We start from the raw sequence: 20,708 nt of genomic DNA on the forward strand, positions 1-20,708 counted from the left end.
TTTTGTTCCCTCCTATTTTGTTATCAAACTCATAAAGTCTTCCGCTTTGTCACTTGGCACCATTTGAGCAATCAGATGGACACCTTTAGCATTTAACTCTTTAAAAACATCAATATCTTGATCGACCACATTGATTGACTTAGTAATCGACCGTGTTTCGTTTGTTTGAGACATGTTCCCAACATTGATTTCTTTAATCGGCACCCCAAGTTCTACTAGTTTTAATAAACGATCTGGTTTCCGTACCACAATTAGTAAACGTTGTGAGTCGTATTTTCCTGCTAAAATATTTTGAGCAGCTTTTTCAACTGGTAACACGCTTAGTTTCACGCCAGCTGGTGTTGCTAATTTTAAGCCACTTTTTTCAATGGCATTCCCTGCAACCTCATCATCAACGACCATAATTCTGGAAATATTCAATTTTGTCGCCCATAAATTTGCCACTTGTCCATGAATCAAACGTCCATCAATTCTTACGCCAATAATACTCATTGTAATCCCTCTTTCATTTCTTTATATAGTGGTTCTTTTACTAACTGAATTTCTGGTTGGTACGTTCCTTCCGTTTCAAAAATGACGATCTCATTTTGCCCTTCTTTTAATAATCCTTTGGGAATATATAAGGAAAGCGTCGGACCAACATTCCAGAAACGACCAAGATTGGTTTGGTTAACAAAAACAATTCCTTTGCCGAATTTAGAAACATCAATAAATGTATCTTTCACTTCTGCTAACTCCATATGATACTGGTAAAAGCTTGGTTGATCAGGTTGCCATTCTCTTGAATAGTCTACCTGTTCACAGCTTGTCATAGGTAAACAATATTGTTGCCATTGTGTCATAAAATGTAAATCTGCCATGACACCCGTTCGAATCCCTTTTTTCTGAGTATCTGCAAATAGTTTGTGCCCGTAATTGACACGACCCATATTTTCCATTAAAACATCGATTTGATTATTCTCTTGCGGCAGTGTAACGTAAATATCTTCGCCAATTTCCGTTTGATATTGCGTTGCTTGATGTACCTGATTGACAAATAATTGCAGACGATCACGACCGTCAATCACTCTTAGCTTTTCTTCTGCAGCATCTTTTTCAATGCTTGTTCGGTAAAGAAGATAGCCGGTATTTTGTCCTAATTGTTCCATGGTTTGCGGATAAACGCTGACCACTGGCTGACTAATCGTTTCTAAAGTCGCAAACAAACTCACTTTGTTTGTTAAAGGAATTGCTGTTTGCGCAAAAGAATCTTTTACTAATGGTTCAGCTTGTGGTAACGCAGGGTACTCTTCGTGAAGCATTTTTTGTAACGCAAAATACTTTTCGGTTGGGTTCCCTTGTTCATCAAGTGGCGCATCATAATCATAGGAAGTGATTTGTGGTAAATCAATGGTTCCTCGTGCGGAGCAGCCATTCATAAACCCAAAATTGGTGCCGCCATGAAACATATATAAGTTGATACTGCCTAATGCTAATGCTTCTCTAACTGATTCAGCCAATTCTTGCGGATCTCGTTTAATAATTGGCTCTTTCCAACGATTAAACCAGCCATCCCAAAATTCCATACACATTAGCGGCCATTTTTTACCATGTTCTTCAAAAAAGGCTTGCATCATACCGAAATTTTCTTTGGCTTTTGAGCCAAAATTCCCAGTTACTAAAATATCATCTTCAATCATGCTGCCTGCCCGCAATGTTGCGCGCCATGGCCCGTCAGAAGTAAAAAATGGTGCTGTCACGCCACGTGCAATCATCAAATCGCGAATCGCCCGTAAATACGCTTTTTCTTCGCCAAATGAACCATATTCGTTTTCGATTTGAATCATTAAAATATTGCCACCGTTAGCAAGTTGATGCGGAACAATTTTTTCCATTAAAACATCATAATATTCCGCAACATGCTTCAGATAGGTTGGATTATTCGAACGCATCCGTCCTGGTTCATTTAATAGCCAGGCTGGAAAACCGCCAAACTCCCATTCTGCACAAATATAAGGAGACGGCCGCACAATCGCATATAGTCCAAGTTCTTGTGCTAATTTTAAAAAGCGCTCCAAATCTAATATTCCCTCAAAATGAAATGTTCCTTTTTGCGGTTCATGTAAATTCCATGGTACATATGTCTCAACTGTATTGAAGCCTAAAGCTTTCAAGTTATAAAGTGAATGATGCCAATCTGAGGGATCTACACGAAAATAATGAATGGCGCCTGATAAAATTTTAAATGGTTGACCATTTAAAAGAAACTCCTCTTTAATTTCAAATCTTTCCACATTGCCACCCTTTCTAGTAAACGCTTTCAATTACTGGATAATTGCTAAATAAAGAAAGCTCTTTATTTAGCAATTTCGACTACTTGGATGTTCATAAGATGTTTCTTCACGTTCTCTACGTCTACATGCCCAGTCGTTCTTTCTTGGGCATTAGCCATTCCAGCCGCCATGCCCCATTTTAGCAGTTCGGCCGCTGGGGCATCCTTGGCTAGTCCATATGCAAGACCAGCAATGGTTGCATCTCCTGAACCAACAGGATTTTTAGCTTGAATCGTTGGAATTTTTACACGATAGAATTGATCTTGATGTTTGACAATTGCACCATCTTTTCCTAAAGATACGACAATCCATTCAATTCCCGCAAACATTGGTTTTGTTAAAGCTGTTTGTACAGCTGCTAATGGATTTTCTGAAAAATCTTGCTCTAGCAATCCTTCTAGTTCCTCTAAATTAGGTTTAATTAAATACGGTTTCCATGGTCCTTGAAGAACTTGCCTTAAACTATCACCAGAAGTATCTAGTAGCACTTTAACCTCTTGTGCTTGAGCTTTTTGAACTAATTCTTGATAAAAATCTGATGGTAATCCTTTCGCTAAACTGCCAGAAATTGTGACAATTTCTGCTTGCTTAATTAATTGATCGAAATTTTCAAGGAAGTTACTGATTTCTTCTGGGGAAACAGTTGGTCCAGCTTCTAAAATTTCAGTTTGATTCCCCTCGTGCAAAATCGCAATCGAATCACGTGTTTCTTCTTTGATTGACGTAAATGCTTGGGGGATGTTTGCTTTCTTTAACTCATTTGCAATAAACGCCCCATGAAAACCACCAAGAACGCCGGTAGCGATAACATCTCCACCTAAATCATGAATAACGCGAGTGACATTTATTCCTTTGCCACCAGGAGTTTTGGTCACCTGACTGGTCCGATTAACGGTATCAAGCTTTAGATGATCTAATAGGTAGGAGATGTCAATTGACGGATTCATTGTTACTGTTACTATCACAGCTATGCCTCCCAATTACCCTTCGTTTACTTGAACTTTCGCATGCCAAGAGCTGGCGGTTGCTGCGATGACTTCATTTAAACTTTCAATGTTTTCTCGGCCTTCTGTTTTTAACCAATCACAAGCCGCAGTTTCTCCTGCTTCAACGAAAGGTTTCACGCCATTTTTCCACGTAGCACGGCCACATAAAACACCATTAAATGTTGAACCAGCTTCTTTAGCGAAACGTAGTGTTTCTTGGAATAGCTCTGTTGAGACACCGGCACTTAAAAAGATAAATGGTAAATCAGTGGCTTGACTTTGTTCTAAGAAATAATTCGCCGCTTCCTCTTTTGTATACGCTGTTTCAGCCGGCGCAAAACCTTCTACAAAATTCATATTAACTGGAACTTCCACTTTCAATACATCTACTTTATATTGGGGTTTAGAAAATTCTTTCATCATTTCATTCACTTTATGCGGTTTAACTTTTGCATATTCTAAAGAAGTCGCATCTGCTATTTGTGCATCATAAGAAACTAATTCTAAGTAAAATGGTAGGTCTTCTTCTGCACATTCACTTCCTAAGCGTTCAATGAATACATGTTTTTGATGATTGATTTCTGGATCCTCATCCACATCATAGTATAGTAAAAATTTAATCGCATCTGCGCCTTCTTCTTTCAAGCGTAAAACAGACCAATCTGCTAGTAAATCAGGCAATCGTCCCGGAGTTGTTGCATCATAGCCCGTTTTTTCATAAGCGAGTAACAATCCAGCCTCGGTATCGCGTGCTTTTGCAGCAGGCAATCCATATTCTGGATCCAATAAAATGGCAGACGCATAAGGTGTCAATTCTTTCGAGACTAATTCTTTAAACGTTTCAATTTGTGCATCAGTTGGCTCTACATCTAGCGCTTTGATCATTTTTTTCAAGGCACCTCGTTGATCAATGGCTAATGCGCTAATGATTCCTTCTTGGGTTGACAAACGATCCATTGCCGCTTTTTTTCCAGCTGTTAACGTAAGCATAGTTCCTCCTCCAAATGTTGTATTATTTATAGTCATAAATCGTTACGCCTTTAACCACACGATTCACTGTACCTGTCGGTGAAGGGGTATCCGGTTTATTTCCAACTTTAATAGATGTTAAAAGTGCGACTGTTTGGGCTACCATGATATCTGCTAATGCTAAATAGCCATCAGGTAATAGAGCAGTTTCTGCGGAATATTCAATAGTTGAACCTGAGAAATTACGTTTGCCAGGTTGAGCAATCGCAAAAACACCCGCCGCAATTTCGTCACCGTGAACTTCTTCTAAGATATCCAAGTCATAATCTCTTGTGTATGGTGTATTATTAACAAAACCAAACATTATTGTTTTTTCATTAATAAATGATTTTGGTCCATGACGGAAGCCCATAGAAGAGTCAAAAATTGTGGCAACTTTGCCGGCTGTTAGTTCTAAAATTTTCAATTGCGCTTCTCTTGTCAAACCAGCTAAACTTCCAGAACCAACATAAACAATTCGTTCAAAATCAAGGTTAACAATTTCATTTAATTCTTCTTCACGGGATAGCACTTCTTCACCTAATTTAATTAGAGCGGTTACATAATCTTGTTTTTGCTCAAAGGCTGTTTGATCAAAGAGTAGTAATGTACCCAAGGTCATGCAAGAAAAGCTGCCAGTCATCGCAAAACCACCATCATTGGAACGTGTTGGCATTAAGAATAAAAAGCTGTTTTCTTCTTTTTGGCTTATTTGTGCCAGTTGTCCTTCTTCGGCACAAGTAATCGCTAAATGATGAATTGTTTCAACCACTTGATTAGCTACTTCAACTGCCGCTAAACTTTCAGGACTATTTCCACTTCTTGCAAACGAAACTAACAATGTTGGTTCGTCTTTAATCAGATAATCTTCTGGTTTGGCCACAATATCCGTTGTCCCAATACTTTCGAATGAAAAGGCTTGTGTGTCGCCGTGTGCTCGGAGATAAGGTACAACCGTATCTCCGACATATTGCGAAGTCCCTGCTCCTGTAAAAATTACTCTTGTTCGTTTTCCTTGCGCTTTGGCTTGGACTTCTTTTAAAAAGTTTTCCAAAGCTGTTTGATTTTCATGATAAAGTGTCACGGTTTCTTGCCAAAGCTCAGGTTGCTGACGAATTTCACGTGTCGTGATTTCCGCTCCTAGTTGTTCTAGTTCTTCTTTTTCTGCTGTAAACATACTTAACTCTCCTAACTATTCCGAATATGGCGTATCTGATAATGAAATTGGTCTGCTCGTGCCACACTCAACGTAAATTCAATAATTTCATTTTTCATGTTATATGTCTGGCGTGCTAAATGAAGGACTGGCGCTCCTTCTGGAATCATCAATAATTTGGCATCTTCTTTTGACGCAATGCTAGCGTATAATTCTTCATCAGCTAAACGAACGGTTTGCTTAAAATCCTCCGAAAATAGATCATATAATGGTTTGGTACGTAGTAATTGATCCGTAAGTGATAAGAAAAATTTCACAGGCAAGTATGTGTCTTCAACCATTAATGGCTCGTTATCAGCAATCCGCAACCGACTTAATTTAAAAACCGCCTCTCCTAACGAAAGATTCAAATGCTGACAAATAAATTTATCCGCTTCCAATTTTTCGAAGGATAATATACGGGTATGTGGTTTTCGACCCAGTCCTTTCATTTGTTCTGTAAAACTATATGCGCCAGCTAAATCAGCGGCCTCTTTTTTTATATCTGAAACAAATGTTCCTTTGCCATGACGACGATAGATGGAACCTCTATTTTCTAGTTCTTGTAGCGCTAACCGGACCGTCGTCCGACTCACTCCATATTGTGCAGTCAATTCACGTTCAGAGGGCAACTTGTCATGAGGAATCATGCATGTTTCGATTCGTTCCTGCAGCAAATCAACAAGTTGATGATACAAAGCTTTGTTTTTAAAGGCATTTTCCATAACTTTCTCCTTTACCCTAACTGGTTATAACCACAAACCAATAGTACGGTGGTTTTTTTTATTTTGTCAATAAAAAGTATTAATAAATATCTTCATACCGCTATAACCTTGAAATGATAACGTTTACATTTTTTTATTTTTCTTTATTGTAATATTTTTTTCCTCAAGAAATCATTTTTTTATAAAAAACCATCCTTAAATATGATACCAGTTGCTGGCTTTATTTTAAATAGACAAAAAAGAGTATGAGACAAAAATCACTTTAGATTTTTGTCTCATACTCAAAATCTGAAAAACAGTTCGATCCCGACTTCTTCGTTTCTATTGTTTGGTTCTGGCAACAACTAACAAGTAACTAATTTTACGAAATCCATGACAATATTCATTATTGAGCATATTCAATCCTTCTACTAATTTTCGTATAAGATAAATATTGATTAAATGTGTTGACACAACGAAAGGCCGTCCTATTCGCATATTGATCATAATAACGCTTGGTATACCACTGAAATTCTTTCGTCCAAGGTTTGACATGGCCAGTAAAGTGGATAATGGATGGTGCTCTTCTCGTTTCTTCATATTGTTTTTCTCCATAAATAGTTGGATGTTTTTTCGCTTTTGACAGAATATAACCTTGGGCGTTCCACTTAGGATGCAACAGGGTCCAACGGTCGTGTAAAACCGCATTCAATGCATCTTGATCATGGAAACGTAATTTATCTGGATTTTCTTCAATAAATCTTAAGACTTTAGTGGTTACATCTAAATTCAACCATTTTTTAACATCGATTAGCAACAAGCCTGAGTTAAAATAACACATAGATTCTGCAGGAATCGCCATTTTTTCCAAACGTTGATGGAACCCTGCATCTTCAACAGCGGCGATGATATTTTCACCTAAATCAACTGTCCATAATTTTGCGACATCATCTAAGGCAATCATGTCACAATCCATATACAACAGCCGTTCGATCTGGCTTCCTCTAAACAACTCTGGAATAGCAATCCTGTAGTAAGCTGTTTTGGGAATTCGCTCACTGGTTACAACATTTTTGAAAAAATGGGGGTTGATTTTTAAAAATGTTAACTCTGCATTGATTTGGGTATGTTTAATCGTAAAATACAGTAGTTGCTTGCTTTCAAAATTGATATTGTCATCAATCACATAAAAATGAACAGCTGCCGCTGAAGGACTATTTTCTAAAATTGAAACAAACATAGCAGCAAGATGCGGTACAAAGTTGGTATTGCAACAGGAGACAATCGCTAATTCTTTTCTATTTTCCATTTCTTGCACCTACTTTCTTTAACTTGTTTAGATAAAGAGCTGTATAAGGATGATTTTCTAACGTATTCCAAGGTTTATCGTGTCCAGTAAAATGAATAATCGCTGGATCTTGATTTCCCGCTGTATATAATTTTTGATAGGCTTCATTAGGCGCTTCATGACGATTAAAAACTAAAGACGTCTGCATATTCCATCTTGGTTCTAGAGCTAGCCAATCTTCATAAAGAACAGCGTTTAAAGCATCTTGATCATGATAAACTATGCGGTCCCCATTTTCTTCTAGATACTGAATTGTTTTTTGCGTGATTGCTTTCTCGTTCCATCGGTCAATATCAATCATCATAACTCCTGAATTAAAATAATAATCGGAGGAATCGATGCCCAAACGTTTCAAGGCATATGCTTGCCCAGGATCAATAACCGCGCCAATCGTTTGGTTCACTAATGGCGTATCATACAACTGGACAATATCATCTAAAACCAGCGTATCTGCATCTAAATAAAGAACCTTTTTATAGCTATATTTTTGTAAAAGTGACGGTAAAGAAATGCGTAAGTATGCGGTCGTTGTAATATGATCACTCACTAAAAAATTTTGATAGACTTCTTTGTCTGCTGTTAGAAATTCAACAGTTGCATTTTGTGAGTTACTACTAACCGTTTCTAGGAGTGCTTTTTTGCTAGATAGCGACAGCCCATCATCAATCACATAAAAATGAACAGGTCTCTCCGCATGACAATTTTCTAAAACAGTTGTCATCATTACATTCAAATAAGGAGCATAATTTTCGTCTGAAGCTGTCACAATTGGCACAATCTTCTGAGTTTTTCTCATCAAAACCACTCTCCTCTTTTATTTTTATAGCTAAGTTCCTATTCAGAATAGGCCCTGAAAAACTTATCTGCAAATCATATGCTCATTATTTTATAATATAATTATAATAAAAATATATTTTATGGCTATAAAATAATTTTGTTTTCCGTTAACAACTATTAAAAAAACAACATTTCTCTTACTTTATCCTCAAAAATACTATTTATTTAATACTTGTTTTACTAATTTTTTTATCTAGAAATCCGCCTGTTGTATTTTCTGTTGATGATAATTTTAAAATGTACAGCGAAACTTAATATAAATTCTAAACTGACTTCTTACTCAATAAAAGAGCGAAAAAGCCTGGGACAAAAATCACTTTGGATTTTTGTTCCAGGCTCAAAACCTGATAAATGGCGGGAACAGAACCAATTCCTTCGAAAATAAACGGCTCTGTTCTGACCTCCTTCACTTCATATATGATTCTCTTTCCCTTCCAAAAATTATCCTTCTTAAATGATCTATGGCGTAGTCGGATAATTTTGGACTGTCGTTTGATTGCCATTTTGACTAAACAAGCTAGTTGATTGTGCATTTTTTTGTTTTTCTACTTCTAAGACTTTGTTTTTTTCAAAAGCCACATCATAGTTGTAGTCCTTTGGTTGCACTTCTTGGAATCCTTGTGGTTTATAAAAACGTAAAAGGTTTTCCTGATTTAATTTGTCAGATAAACTTAACGATTTTTTCACCCAATCGTTATCTTTCGTGACTTCTGCTTTTAAATCTGCTGGAACTTGGTCTAATTTTTTTCCTTGATTATTGTAGATTTCCCCACCTAGATAAGAAAATTGAGGCGTTACAAAATCGCCATTTCTAAAAGGAACCACTTGTTTATATTGAGGAGATAAAAGGTCCGTGCCAAAATGGATATAATTTTTATCATCGACACCTAAAAGATGGTACAGTGTCGGTAAAACGTCAATTTCCCCACCATATTCGTGCATGATTTTCCCTTGCGTATAGCCTGGCATGTAAAACATCAAAGGTACTCTTTGCAATTGCGCATTGTCATAGTTTGTCCACGTTTTTGGATCGCGGTTGAAAGCTTTACATAAGTCCTTGTTGTTTGCATCTGAAATACCGAAGTGGTCACCATAAATAACAAAAATAGAATGATTGTATAAACTTGTTGTTTGCAAGTAATGGAAAAATTGTTCTAGCGATTGATCCAAATAGTGCGCTGTTCGAACATAATCATCCACAATCGAATTGCCTGTGTTCAATTTAGGAAACGGGAAGTTTTGGTCATCCGTGTAATAAGGGGTATGATTGGTCACAGTTAAAAACTTCGCATAGAATGGCTGCTGTAAATGCTCAAGCTCACTAGCTGATTCACGCAACAATTGTTTATCTAAAATACCGTAACCTAGCATTTTGTCATCTTTTGAAAAATATGACCGATCAAAAAAGTATTGATAACCTAAGTTTTTATACACATGGTCCCGATTCCAAAAACTCCCCACATTCCCATGGAAAACAGCGGTTGTATAGCCTTTTTGTCCTAAAACAGCGGGAGCCGCTTCGAAAGTATTGTCTGATCCTAATTGTGTAAAAAGAGAGCCTTGCGGGAGCCCGAATGTTCCTGTTTCTAACATGTTCTCCGCATCACTCGTTTTTCCTTGCCCTACTTCATGAAAGAAATTATCAAAACTGATTGTCGCTTTGTTTTGATAGAGCTGATTTAAAAACGGTGTAACCTCTTGGCCTTGGACTTTCATATTAATCAAAAATTGTTGAAAACTTTCTAAATGAATCACAAATACATTTTTTCCTTTGGCAATCCCGGCATACTGCGGATTAAGCGGTAAATTGTTTTGCTTGGTAAATTTCATGATTTCAGGTAATTCGTTTGAACTAGCTTCTGCTCTTACCTCATTTGACATGGCTGTTTTGACACCATCGATGGCTGTGAATGCATCCAAGCCAAGATATTTTACAATATAATTACGATCAAAAATTCTTTGAAGCAATTGAGGACGATCGGTTTCGCTTAAAAATAAGTTAACCGAAAAGAGCAAGACACTTAAACAACTAATTGAGATCGCCAATCTTCTGTTGATAGGTTTGGTCACAAAGACTTGATGATTCCGTCGCTGTTTAAAAGAGTAAAATACCAAAACGAGCAGCACTAAAGTATCTAGCCAATAAAAGACATCGTGGACTCTTATTAAAGCAAGTAAATCACCAGAAATCCCTTCTGAAACTTTTGAAAAGCCAAAAACAGATTGGATGGTAATAAAGTCAGTGAATTCACGATAAAAAATAATATTCAAATATAAAATTAATGTATTTAAAACATTTAAAAGAGTTAAGCTAAGCATAAATGTTTTATGCTTTTTAAAATACAAACTAAAACCAAATAATAACAGCGTAGTAGCAACTGGATTGAACCATAAAATTTCTCGCTGGAGACTGCCCTTAACGCCCAATGAGAAATCTAGGTAATACGCCAGAATCGTTTTTGCCCAAAAGAGTAAAACAAAAAATAAAAAGAGTCCTAATCGGTTATTTATTTTTTTCATCTAAGTTTGTCTTCCTTTCCCTTCAAAAAAATCTTGATTTGTTAAAAATAAAACCTAACTCTGCGCAATGACTTTTTCGCTAGCGGAGAATTGGATAAATAACTTAAAAAGATAATCGCAATGGCGCAACATCCAAATAAAAGCCATACGTTTGTAAAAGGTGTTCGAGTAAGCGAACTAGTAATAGGCTTTGTAATTAAAAGACTTGGTAGCGCAACCCCTAAAGAATTGCCAATTTGCTTACATGTCACCGCAATGGCTGCTGCCGTTCCTGACTGAGAAAGTGGCATTCCTTCAATCGCTGTAATGGTAATCGGCGAATTTAACATCCCAAACCCAATGCCTAAAAAGATATAAATAACAAATAAAATAATCATAGGCGTTGTTTTAGTTACAAATAATTGTAAAAAGCTAACAGCCAACATTGAAATACCACAAAGCATAATAGGACGTTTCGTCCCTATTCTCCCTACCATTTCGCCGGCTCTCGGGGCAACAAGAAAACTAACAAAAGCCAAAGGAATGGTTGATAATCCAGCTTCCAACGGGCTGAAGCCTCTCATCTCTTGCAAATATAGCGTGTTTAAAAATAAATAGCCGTTATATATGATAAAGCCAAAAATAGCTAAAAAAGAAGCCGATGTAAATGGAATAGATAAAAAGAAACGCGGGTTGATTAACGGATTGTCAATGTTATATTCATAAATAAAGAAAATGACAATGGCTAAACAGCCGATTATCCCAGTACTTAAAATATCTGGCCCGAAAAGCCCTTTTCTAGGTAGTCCGATAATGGAATAGATAGAACTAAATAGAAAAAGAATCATCAATGCTTGACCAACAAAATCATTTTTCGCCGTCTTCTCTACTTTTGACTCAGGTACAAATTTTTGTGTAAGGATAATTGCCGCAGCAATGATCGGTACATTTACAAAAAAGACATACCGCCAGCTAAAATAAGAAACAATTAGTCCGCCAATAATCGGGCCCATGCCTAAGGAAATCCCTGTAACAGAGCCCCACAAGCCAATTGCTTTCGCACGTTCTAACTTTTCGGTAAATACCTGTGTAATAATAGACATTGCTACCGGATTTAACATAGAACCACCAATCCCTTGCAACATGCGAAACGCGATCAATTGCCCTGGGGTTTGCGAAATCCCACATAGGAAAGACGCTAAACCAAAACAGGCTAAGCCCAATTGAAGGACTCGTTTACGGCCAATTCGATCTGCTGTAGACCCAGACAACAATAATAAGGATGCTACCATTAAAGTGTACCCATCTGTTACCCACTGTAATGTAGACAGATTCGTGTGAAAATCACTTTGAATGGATGGTAACGCCACATTGACAACCGTAACATCCATGGTCACTACAAACAAACTCATGCAACAAGTATACAAAATAACTTTTTTTCTATCGATCATAAAAACAGTCCTTTCTAGCAACTACATAAAACAGGAAAAGCAACAATGACACTTAAACTTCTAACGACACAGTTATCGCAAGTACTCACGTATCAACAGTTCTTTATATTCCTTGCCATTTAGTTATTTTATACTTAAAAAAGTAAATCTTTAGATAGCCAAACTATACACCAGAACCCCTTTAAATTGAACCGTAATAGATACGATTTATCGATTCTTAAGTTATTAAATAATTGAACATTCCGTTCAGAAATATCGAACAGTCCCATAATTGAGCATCTCTTTTAAACAATGAACAACAAAAATAGCCTTATCCGCAGCAGAAGTAAATCTAAGCGAATAAAGCTATTTTGGGTAACTATTCCAAAGTAATTTTAATGGCTAAGTCTCTAGCAACTTTTGTAAAGTTGCCTTGATTTGACCAGGTTGGACAAAAACCGAACTGGAAACATTTCGGTATAAATAAAATTTTTGTTTTCGTTCAATCGGTAAAAAGAAGAGTTTAGAATCAATTTCCTGCAGTTGTTCTTTCCGAAGAGAGATCACCGCATAAACTCCTTTACTTTTTTCAATGAGACGAGTAAGCATCAACGTATCGTAGCAACAAACAAGCGGACTTGTTAATTGCAACATTTCTAGCACACTCTTGGTAGCTTCTAAATGATCTAAGTGATGTGGCAAAAATAGAAATGGATAGTTGGTCAAACAGGTGAAGCCTTCTTCCTCAATTTCTTGTTTAATTTCTCTTGAAACACAAAGATACATTTTTAGTTCAATTAATTGTTCTTTCTTTAAAACTGGACTATTCACATCTGCAGAAGTAATCACAAAATCCAACTCATGATTCTCCAATTTATTCAATAACTCAAACGATGAACCATGGTAACATTCCCAAAAACGATTCAGTTGATCCTCATTTTCTGTCACTTTATACATCAAGGACGTATTTCCAAAACCTAAACGCATCACTGGATTCTCAATCATTTCATGCAAATTAAGTTTCATTTTCTTGGCCTCGTTTAAAATGATATATACAGATTGGACGATTTTATCACCATAGGAATTTAACGTCAAAGAATTCCCGTTACGGTCAAAAAGTAAATGGCCCAATTCACTTTCCAAATCTTTTAATGACGCACTTAAGGTTGATTTACTAACATGAAGTTCAGAGGCTGCTTTGGAAATACTATTATATTTTGCAATGGTATAAAAATATTCTAATTTTTCAATAGTCATCTTTTGTCATCCCTTTTATTCAAATTCAATTGCCCACGCAACCTGTTCAAAACACGCCTCACTCTTTATCAATAGCGTAGTTATTTTTGCTCTAATAAGCTATGTCCATCTTGTTATTTTTCTATAACTAATAGCAGATGAATATGAAAGTGCCTTTGGTAAAACTTTTTCTCGGAAATAGCATGAACATTCACAACAAATTCAGCTTATTAAAAAAGGCGTCTAGCTTTTTCTATTTTACGCAAATTTACTTAAGAAATTCCATTTCAATTCTTTTCTAAAAAAGGTAAGATGGACACAACAAATGTTTCAGTTTCCATGCCCATTTACTTTAAGGTTCAGCGTTATCTACTAAGTATGAAGAATGTCAAAGAAAGGTTAGGTACTCCCAATGAAAATCAACTATTTAGGTACGGGTGCAGCAGAACGGATTCCAGGAATTTTTTGTAATTGTAAATTATGTAAGTACGCTCGAGAGAAAAAAGGACGAGAAATTCGTACACAAACTCAATTAATTATTGATGATGTCCTGCTGATTGATTTTCCAGGGGATTCTTATTTACACCTGTTGCAGTACGACTTGTGTTTTGCAGACTTTGACTCTTTACTAATCTCTCATTGGCATTCCGATCATTTTTACGGCGAGGATTTGGCTTATCGAATGTCTGGTTATGCATTAGATATTCCCAATCGTTTAACTGTTTACGGAAATGAAGCAGTTAAGACGTTTTATCAGCGCGCCTTTGATTTAGAAGGTCGGCAAGATGATACCCGATTACATTATCAGGTTATTCAGCCCTACAAATGTTTTACTATTGCGAACTATACGATTTATCCCCTTCCTGCACAACATGGAAATTTCAGTGAAGATTGTTTTATTTTCGTTATAGACGATGGTAAAGATGCTTTTTTATCCACCCATGATACAGGTTACTTTACGTCAGAAATGTTTGAATATCTTGAAAAGAGCCACTTACTTCTTAGTATTGTTTCTTTAGATTGTACTAGTCAAACAAACGAAACTGGCAATAGTCATATGAATTGGGAAGAAAATTTAAAATTAATTACAGAATTAAAAGAAAGAAAACTCGTCACAGATAAAACGATTTACGTTGCCAACCATTTTTCTCACAATGGCGGCTTGTCATATGCGGAGATGGCGGCTTTATCTCAAAAGCATGAAATCATTACGAGTTATGATGGTTTAGAAATACTAACTTAATCGGATTATTTGCCTTCTTTTCAGCACTATTATATGCTTTTAACCGATAATTACAAGGTACTTTTATCGTAACTTACACTATCTTAAAAAACAAAAATACTCGAGATTTCCCGTGATTCTGGAAATTCCGAGTATTTTTATGGTTCTTTACGCTGCTGGCACAGCGGATAAACGTTTATTTTCTTCTTCATTCACTCGATTGACAATAAAGTTATAATTCACTTCATTTAGTCTTTGACCATGGTTTCCTGTTTGCTTAATGCCGCCATTGGAATGAACACCAACTACTTCAAACTGAGCATTATAGATTGGGGAACCAGATTGACCACCTGTTGTATCGATATCATAAAATAGTAATGGATTTTCTAAGTCTGTAAAGTTAGATGTAAACAAATCATTTTCATGAGACCATTGTGTGTGGTTTTTCTCACCTGGATAGCCTGATATTGTGACATGGGTATCTGAAGATTCAAACTTTTTCAAAACAAATGGCGTTAAAATTTCTCCCAACTCTGGGCCATCTGGACGATCGTTTTGTTTGCTGACAGTCACTACCGCAATATCCGCATTCGGGGAAAAAGCTACATCAATCACTTTGAATTTACCAAATGGTGTCGCACTGCCATCTCGACCTGGATAAAACCAAGCATCATCTTTGGCATTCGGATTTAATACTTTGGCATTCTTAAAACTTTCAGCCACATGATTATTGGTGACAATTGTATTAGTTCCAACAACAAAGCCTGTTCCTAAAGAAATATAGCCTGGTTTACTGGCAGGGGAAATGATTCTTCCGATTGACGCAAAAGGCGCTTCGGTTGTATCTGCCACTTCTTGTCTTCTGTCTTCAGGGTCCAGTAACGATCTTTTTTGTCGTGAATGACTTTCGGCAGGAACGATATACTCTTCTGCATTTGCAGACAAGCTAAAACCGGCGATCAAAGTTACTAAAATCAGAAACAAAAAACCAGCACTAATTTTTCGTATGGAGAACTTTTTCATAAGATTATGCCACTCCTTATCCATTTTTATTTAATTGGGGAATTTTTTTCATTCATTGACCAGAACAGATTCACTTGGTTGGTTTACTTGAATATCCTCTTTAGCTCCGATTCCAGCAGAGTTAAAGGCTGCTGACACCACTGAAGCTGCTTCATCGCCATATTGAACTTTTGCAGCAGCAAGCATCGCATCACGAGCATCACTGAATTGTGCTTTAGGTGTTAAGTAATTTACTAACGAGCTGTAGAAAATAGTCTGTGCTTTTTCAATGCCTAAGTTCTGGATAATGGTGTAACCAATCCGATTAATAATTCCACTATTATAATGAACACCGCCTTGATCATAATAAGGCGTTCCTTTATACCGTGCTCGATCGTCGTATTGAGCCATGGTTTCTGGTTGTCCGTGTTTACTTGGCGTTTGTAAATTTCGAATACCTGTTTTTCGGTCAACACTCTGAGTATCCGCACCAATTTCTGGATTAGATGCACCCGAAATAATATAACCCATCAAATCAGAATAAGATTCATTCAAGGCACCTGATTGTCCTAAATATTCTAAACCGGCAGTATGTTCCGTCACACCATGTGTCATTTCATGACCAACTACATCTAAAGAGGAAGCATACGTTTTTCCTGTTGGTGTACTTGTTTCACCATAACGCATTGCTTTTCCATCCCAAAAAGCATTGTCATAAGCATCTGGATGTTGTTCATCAACAACTGACAAGATGGGCATCCCTCGATCATCAATACTGTGTCGTTGGAAATGATCTTCATAATATGTTTTCACAAATTTTCCATGCGTATAGGCGTCAACAGCATTCTGATTTAATGTCGCTAGTGATGGCGCTTGAATAATAGAATAATTATTTTTGCCATCAACTACTGCATGGTAAACCCCTGTGTTATCCGTTCCGTGTAAAGCAATTCCCGTATTGCTTTTTTCAACTGGTACATTAAACGTTACTTGAAAAGAGTTTTTTAACGTTACTTCACTACCGACATGTTCCGTTAAATCTTGTTTTTCCATAATTGTTCCATCTGTAGCGTTCACTTTATAAACCAATGATACGGGGTCACCAGTTGGTGAAGAAGTTACTCTGACTTTATAAAATAATTGCCCTTCATTATTTACACGTTTGTCAATAGCTAAAAAGACAAGATCTTTATTTTCCGGATTATCAGAAGCAATAATTTTTTTAACTCCTTCTTCACCGATTGCATCAACCGATTGAATTTTCACAACTTGATCAACTGGATTTCCTGTAACACTTGTTACTGCACCGTTTTTATCTAAATGAATAATCACATTATCTGAATCAACAGTAACGCCTTCCGTTTGCTTTTCTAACTTAAGATGCTTCATCCCCCACGCGTCTTCTTTTCGATCTACAACCGTATATTGTTCAGCAGCTGCCTCAGAAATTGCCTCCTTTTCCAACTTCGATAAAACTGTTGAAACTTCACTTTCTGAATAAACTTGTTCTTCTGCGGCTACAAAAAGTGAAGAAAATAGACATGAACTTCCAACAAAGATGCCTGTACCTAAAATGTATAAAATTTTATTTCCCTTCATCAAACAATTAACTCCTTCCCCAGTTTCCTTTTATTTCTTTTCCCAACAAAAGTATTGCTTTATCCTCCCTAATTTTTCCCGTTAAACGACCGCCCCTTTCCCTGCGTAAATATTTGTTGCTATTTTCATTATAGACAACTACCTAACCGGCACTATCTAAATTCCTTAATCAGCCGACATTTTTCCCTGTATTGCCCCTCATAACTCAATACCATAGCAAAAAAGTTGTTAACAAATTCATTCGTTAACAACTTTTTTACTGTTATGATTTTTTTCAATAATTAAATGTTGAGTAACCGATCCTTCATTGAAGGACGTTTGCAAGTCAAATTGATCTGAAAAATCAACAATTTCTTTTACATATAACAATCCCCAACCGTGCTCTTCTGGGTTACTTTTAGAACTAAATTTGGTTTTCTTCATAACCCTAAAATCAAATTCGGCTTGGACACTATTTGTTATCACAAACTCTTGTGTTTCATTTTTATTGAAAATTGAGATAGCGAACATTTTCAATTCTGATTTTGCACTGTTTTCAATCGCGTTATCTAATAGAATAGCCAACAAACGAATCACAACCACTAAGTCGATTGATGTATCGAGAATAAATACTTCTGGCACATCAACAATCACTTTTAGTTTTGCTTGCTTTGCGGTATTAATTTTCATACTTATGAGTGCCTTAAGTTCCATATTTTTCAAACGATTTAACTTCATAAGTTCAAATTCTTCATTATCAATAATTTTTTTGGTTGGTGCAATCGTTTCTTCATAAATTCTTTTGATTTCCAGAATATCTTCGTATGAAATAGCAATTTGTAAACTATACAATAAATTTTTATAATCATGACGAAACATCGCTAGCTCTTCGTTAATGGATTCTATTTTTTCAGTATAAATCGTTAAATTATTCAATAATTGAGTGTTGATACGTTGTTCTTCCAAATAAGCTTCAATGACTAAGCCAATCAGAATTAAAAATAAACCTACACTTATTAATAACTCCAATTTAGAACTATTTACCGTGACAAATCCTCGCATAAAGTCAGGTGAAATCTCTGGCGAAATCAAAAACACAAAAAGTAACAACAGAATCAACAATAAAAGTAAACAACCAAAAAAATTCGACTATTTTCTAACACACGATTTAATCTTAAAAAAACACTATTGGGAATTTTTAAAGCAATCCAGATATTTATAAGCAACAGAAGAACATTTGAGGCAATCCATAATAATTTATTTTGATAAATCTGTTGAAAAAAAACACTTAAAATCGTTTGCTCCGTGTAATTGATAAACGAAACCATAAGCAATGTAAAAACGGATAAAAATATCGCTTTAAAAATTGAGAACCTCTTTTTGTGAATGAGTAAAAATCCTGTAAAAATAACGACTGTCAGCGCATAAATCAACCAAGAGTAGCCCAACATTAATGCCGCAAACGAACAAAGATTAATGACAATAAGCAATGAAAGTAACGGTATTTTACATTCAATCTTGATCAATGTTACTCGTAAAAAGACAAAAACGATAAAGCTAGATACAAGCAAAACGTTAGTAGCTAATAACGACAAAATCATTTTTCAATATTCTTTTTAGGTTTTTCAGTTTGTCCCATCCATTGTCCAAATATATTGGGCGAATTTTGATTTAATCTAGGCTTAGTTCCCACACCATCACTGACTTTTGCAACTCTTTTTTCAATAACATTTTTAATTATTTTTTTACCAAATTTCATAAAAACACTTCCTTCAATTAAATTTTTTGTTACAGGGAGTATCATCAGACCTTGGATGACGAGACCGTAGAGTATTACTGAAGCAATCTTTTCTTTGACAAACAGACTACATAAAATAAGTAAACACACCCTTATAAGGCTTTGCTTTTTGAGCACGTTTAAATCAGATGGCTGAACAGGTTCGATTGCTGTTCCTTGTGGCGCATACCAATAAAATAATACGACTAAGAGGCACATCAATAGAATTTTATAAATAAACGGTAAGCTCACAGAAGAATTTTTCAATACAAATGGTATGGCGACATAGATAACAATGCTTTCTAGACGACAGAGCCATTTAGTTTTTGCATGCCAGCCACCTGCGACAGGCCGTAAAAAAATCAGTACGACGTATACAATAAAGGTTTCGCTTAACGTCCCAAATAAAACTGATAAAATCAGAATCATCAGAAAATTAAATAAGCCAGAAAAATAAACGGTTAGATAATACTTTGTCCATTGTGTTTTTCCTGATTGATCTTCCTGATCCATATCCATAATATTTTTTAGAATCCAATCGATTAGCATATCGCCCTCCTCTTCAAGTATTGCACTAAATTATAACGAATATAGCGACTAATAGATAGATAATTCCTTAATTAGTCATTATCCCTCCCTAAGTAAGAAATAGTGCCTTGACCTGAGTATAATATCTTCTTGAGACTGGTACTTCCGTTCCGTCTCTCATAGTTAAAAGATGCGTTTTATAATTTAATTTTGACGCATATTTTTTATTGATGATGATTGATTGATGGACTCTAATTAAATCTGGATGCAGTTGTTCAATTTTTGATAACGTTCCATAAAATTCTCTTTTAAAATTTTTACCAACCATTGACACACGATGATCGTATTCCGTTTGAAAGAAATAAATATCATTAATATCCATTTTTATAGAAGACGCTTTTAAGTTAATGATAATATATTCACTTTTTGTCTTTATATTTTCTTTTTGTTGAATATATGCATCGACACATGTTTCGACCTCTTTTTGGAAATCTAGAAAATCCACGTTCTTTTGAATAAATTGAAGAGCTGAAACCATATATTTGTAGGAAGTTAAAACTAATTCTGTGTGAGTAGAAATAAATACAATCAGACTTTCACTGTCTGTTTTTCTGATTTCTTTAGCAACCTCAAATCCTGCCTGGATATGATTGTTCATTTGAATATCTAGGAAAAAGATATTTAGTTGGGCGTCCTGGTGTGCCACTTGTAATAATTCATCTGAACGTGAAAATAAATGGATTGTTTCATTATAAATATTTCTTGAATGTAGGATATTTGTTAACAATGCTTCTAACGCTTTTGCTTGAATAATTTGGTCTTCTAATATATAAATAGCCATTTGTTCACTCATCCCTTTCTCAAGAAGATATAAAATTACACAACAAAAGACAAATGATTATAATGTTCAATCAATTTATACACCAATAAAAGAGATAAAAAATTGATTGTCTGTTAGTATATTCACATAAATTTAGTATAGCGATTTCAGTAGTTTCCTGCAAACAAAAACATAAAATAACAAAGGATCAAGAAAGAGTACTTTG

The 20,708-nt window shown here is 35.7% G+C and carries 16 protein-coding genes and 1 pseudogene; 1 reads left to right on the forward strand and 16 read right to left on the reverse strand.

Annotated elements, in window-relative coordinates:
• Positions 1–12 precede the first annotated feature (12 nt).
• The 11 genes from IGK27_RS07575 to IGK27_RS07625 all read right to left on the reverse strand — a co-directional run bounded on the left by IGK27_RS07575 (position 13) and on the right by IGK27_RS07625 (position 13,576).
• Positions 13–492: a PTS system mannose/fructose/N-acetylgalactosamine-transporter subunit IIB gene (locus IGK27_RS07575; protein WP_002357249.1), complete on the reverse strand. Its 480-nt coding sequence runs from the start codon at positions 490–492 to the stop codon at positions 13–15.
• Entirely contained in the window at positions 489–2,303 is a 1,815-nt protein-coding gene (locus IGK27_RS07580; RefSeq protein WP_002385857.1) for a glycoside hydrolase family 35 protein, read from the reverse strand. The genes IGK27_RS07575 and IGK27_RS07580 overlap by 4 nt, the downstream gene beginning before the upstream one ends.
• Before the next feature lie 32 nt (positions 2,304–2,335).
• Positions 2,336–3,277: a hexose kinase gene (locus tag IGK27_RS07585; protein ID WP_267589401.1), complete on the reverse strand. Its 942-nt coding sequence runs from the start codon at positions 3,275–3,277 to the stop codon at positions 2,336–2,338.
• A 15-nt stretch (positions 3,278–3,292) separates the two neighbouring features.
• Positions 3,293–4,288, reverse strand: a complete 996-nt coding sequence (lacD, locus tag IGK27_RS07590; RefSeq protein ID WP_002357245.1) for a tagatose-bisphosphate aldolase — start codon at positions 4,286–4,288, stop codon at positions 3,293–3,295.
• Positions 4,289–4,310: 22 nt separating this feature from the next.
• Complete coding sequence (gene agaS / locus IGK27_RS07595; RefSeq protein WP_002357242.1) at positions 4,311–5,483, reverse strand: SIS domain-containing protein; 1,173 nt, start codon at positions 5,481–5,483, stop codon at positions 4,311–4,313.
• An 11-nt stretch (positions 5,484–5,494) separates the two neighbouring features.
• Entirely contained in the window at positions 5,495–6,226 is a 732-nt protein-coding gene (locus tag IGK27_RS07600) for a GntR family transcriptional regulator (RefSeq protein ID WP_002357240.1), read from the reverse strand.
• 385 nt (positions 6,227–6,611) lie between these two features.
• Entirely contained in the window at positions 6,612–7,514 is a 903-nt protein-coding gene (locus IGK27_RS07605; protein WP_002382420.1) for a glycosyltransferase family 8 protein, read from the reverse strand.
• Positions 7,504–8,349, reverse strand: coding sequence for a glycosyltransferase family 8 protein (locus tag IGK27_RS07610; protein WP_033626394.1), 846 nt, complete (start codon positions 8,347–8,349; stop codon positions 7,504–7,506). The genes IGK27_RS07605 and IGK27_RS07610 overlap by 11 nt, the downstream gene beginning before the upstream one ends.
• 500 nt (positions 8,350–8,849) lie before the next feature.
• Entirely contained in the window at positions 8,850–10,910 is a 2,061-nt protein-coding gene (locus IGK27_RS07615; RefSeq protein ID WP_075320326.1) for an LTA synthase family protein, read from the reverse strand.
• Positions 10,911–10,951: 41 nt separating this feature from the next.
• Positions 10,952–12,340: an MFS transporter gene (locus IGK27_RS07620; protein ID WP_257622604.1), complete on the reverse strand. Its 1,389-nt coding sequence runs from the start codon at positions 12,338–12,340 to the stop codon at positions 10,952–10,954.
• A gap of 381 nt (positions 12,341–12,721) precedes the next feature.
• The gene (locus tag IGK27_RS07625) at positions 12,722–13,576 is read right to left on the reverse strand and encodes a LysR family transcriptional regulator (RefSeq protein ID WP_002357233.1); all 855 of its coding nucleotides are present in this window, start codon (positions 13,574–13,576) and stop codon (positions 12,722–12,724) included.
• Between the two features lie 391 nt (positions 13,577–13,967).
• Here IGK27_RS07625 and IGK27_RS07630 point away from each other — a divergent pair, with 391 nt between their 5' ends.
• A complete protein-coding gene (locus IGK27_RS07630) occupies positions 13,968–14,798 on the forward strand; it encodes an MBL fold metallo-hydrolase (protein ID WP_002357232.1) in 831 nt (276 codons plus the stop codon).
• A gap of 147 nt (positions 14,799–14,945) precedes the next feature.
• Here the strand turns inward: IGK27_RS07630 and sprE are convergent, their stop codons facing one another.
• The 5 genes and pseudogenes from sprE to fsrA all read right to left on the reverse strand — a co-directional run bounded on the left by sprE (position 14,946) and on the right by fsrA (position 20,503).
• On the reverse strand, positions 14,946–15,800 hold the full coding sequence (sprE, locus tag IGK27_RS07635) for a serine proteinase SprE (protein ID WP_002357230.1): 855 nt from the start codon (positions 15,798–15,800) through the stop codon (positions 14,946–14,948).
• Positions 15,801–15,848: 48 nt separating this feature from the next.
• On the reverse strand, positions 15,849–17,381 hold the full coding sequence (gene gelE, locus IGK27_RS07640) for a M4 family metallopeptidase coccolysin (RefSeq protein WP_002357227.1): 1,533 nt from the start codon (positions 17,379–17,381) through the stop codon (positions 15,849–15,851).
• 234 nt (positions 17,382–17,615) lie between these two features.
• Positions 17,616–18,958 (reverse strand): annotated as a pseudogene (fsrC, locus tag IGK27_RS07645) (sensor histidine kinase FsrC).
• Positions 18,955–19,683 carry an accessory gene regulator AgrB gene (locus tag IGK27_RS07650; RefSeq protein WP_016626960.1) on the reverse strand — a complete coding sequence of 243 codons (729 nt, stop codon included), beginning with the start codon at positions 19,681–19,683 and terminating at the stop codon, positions 18,955–18,957. Before IGK27_RS07650 ends, fsrC begins: the two are co-directional and overlap by 4 nt.
• Before the next feature lie 88 nt (positions 19,684–19,771).
• A complete protein-coding gene (fsrA, locus tag IGK27_RS07655) occupies positions 19,772–20,503 on the reverse strand; it encodes a response regulator FsrA (protein WP_078126945.1) in 732 nt (243 codons plus the stop codon).
• Between the last annotated feature and the right edge of the window lie 205 nt (positions 20,504–20,708).

It is taken from the genome of Enterococcus sp. DIV0236, assembly GCF_050558525.1.
In the GTDB taxonomy this organism is placed as follows: domain Bacteria; phylum Bacillota; class Bacilli; order Lactobacillales; family Enterococcaceae; genus Enterococcus; species Enterococcus faecalis.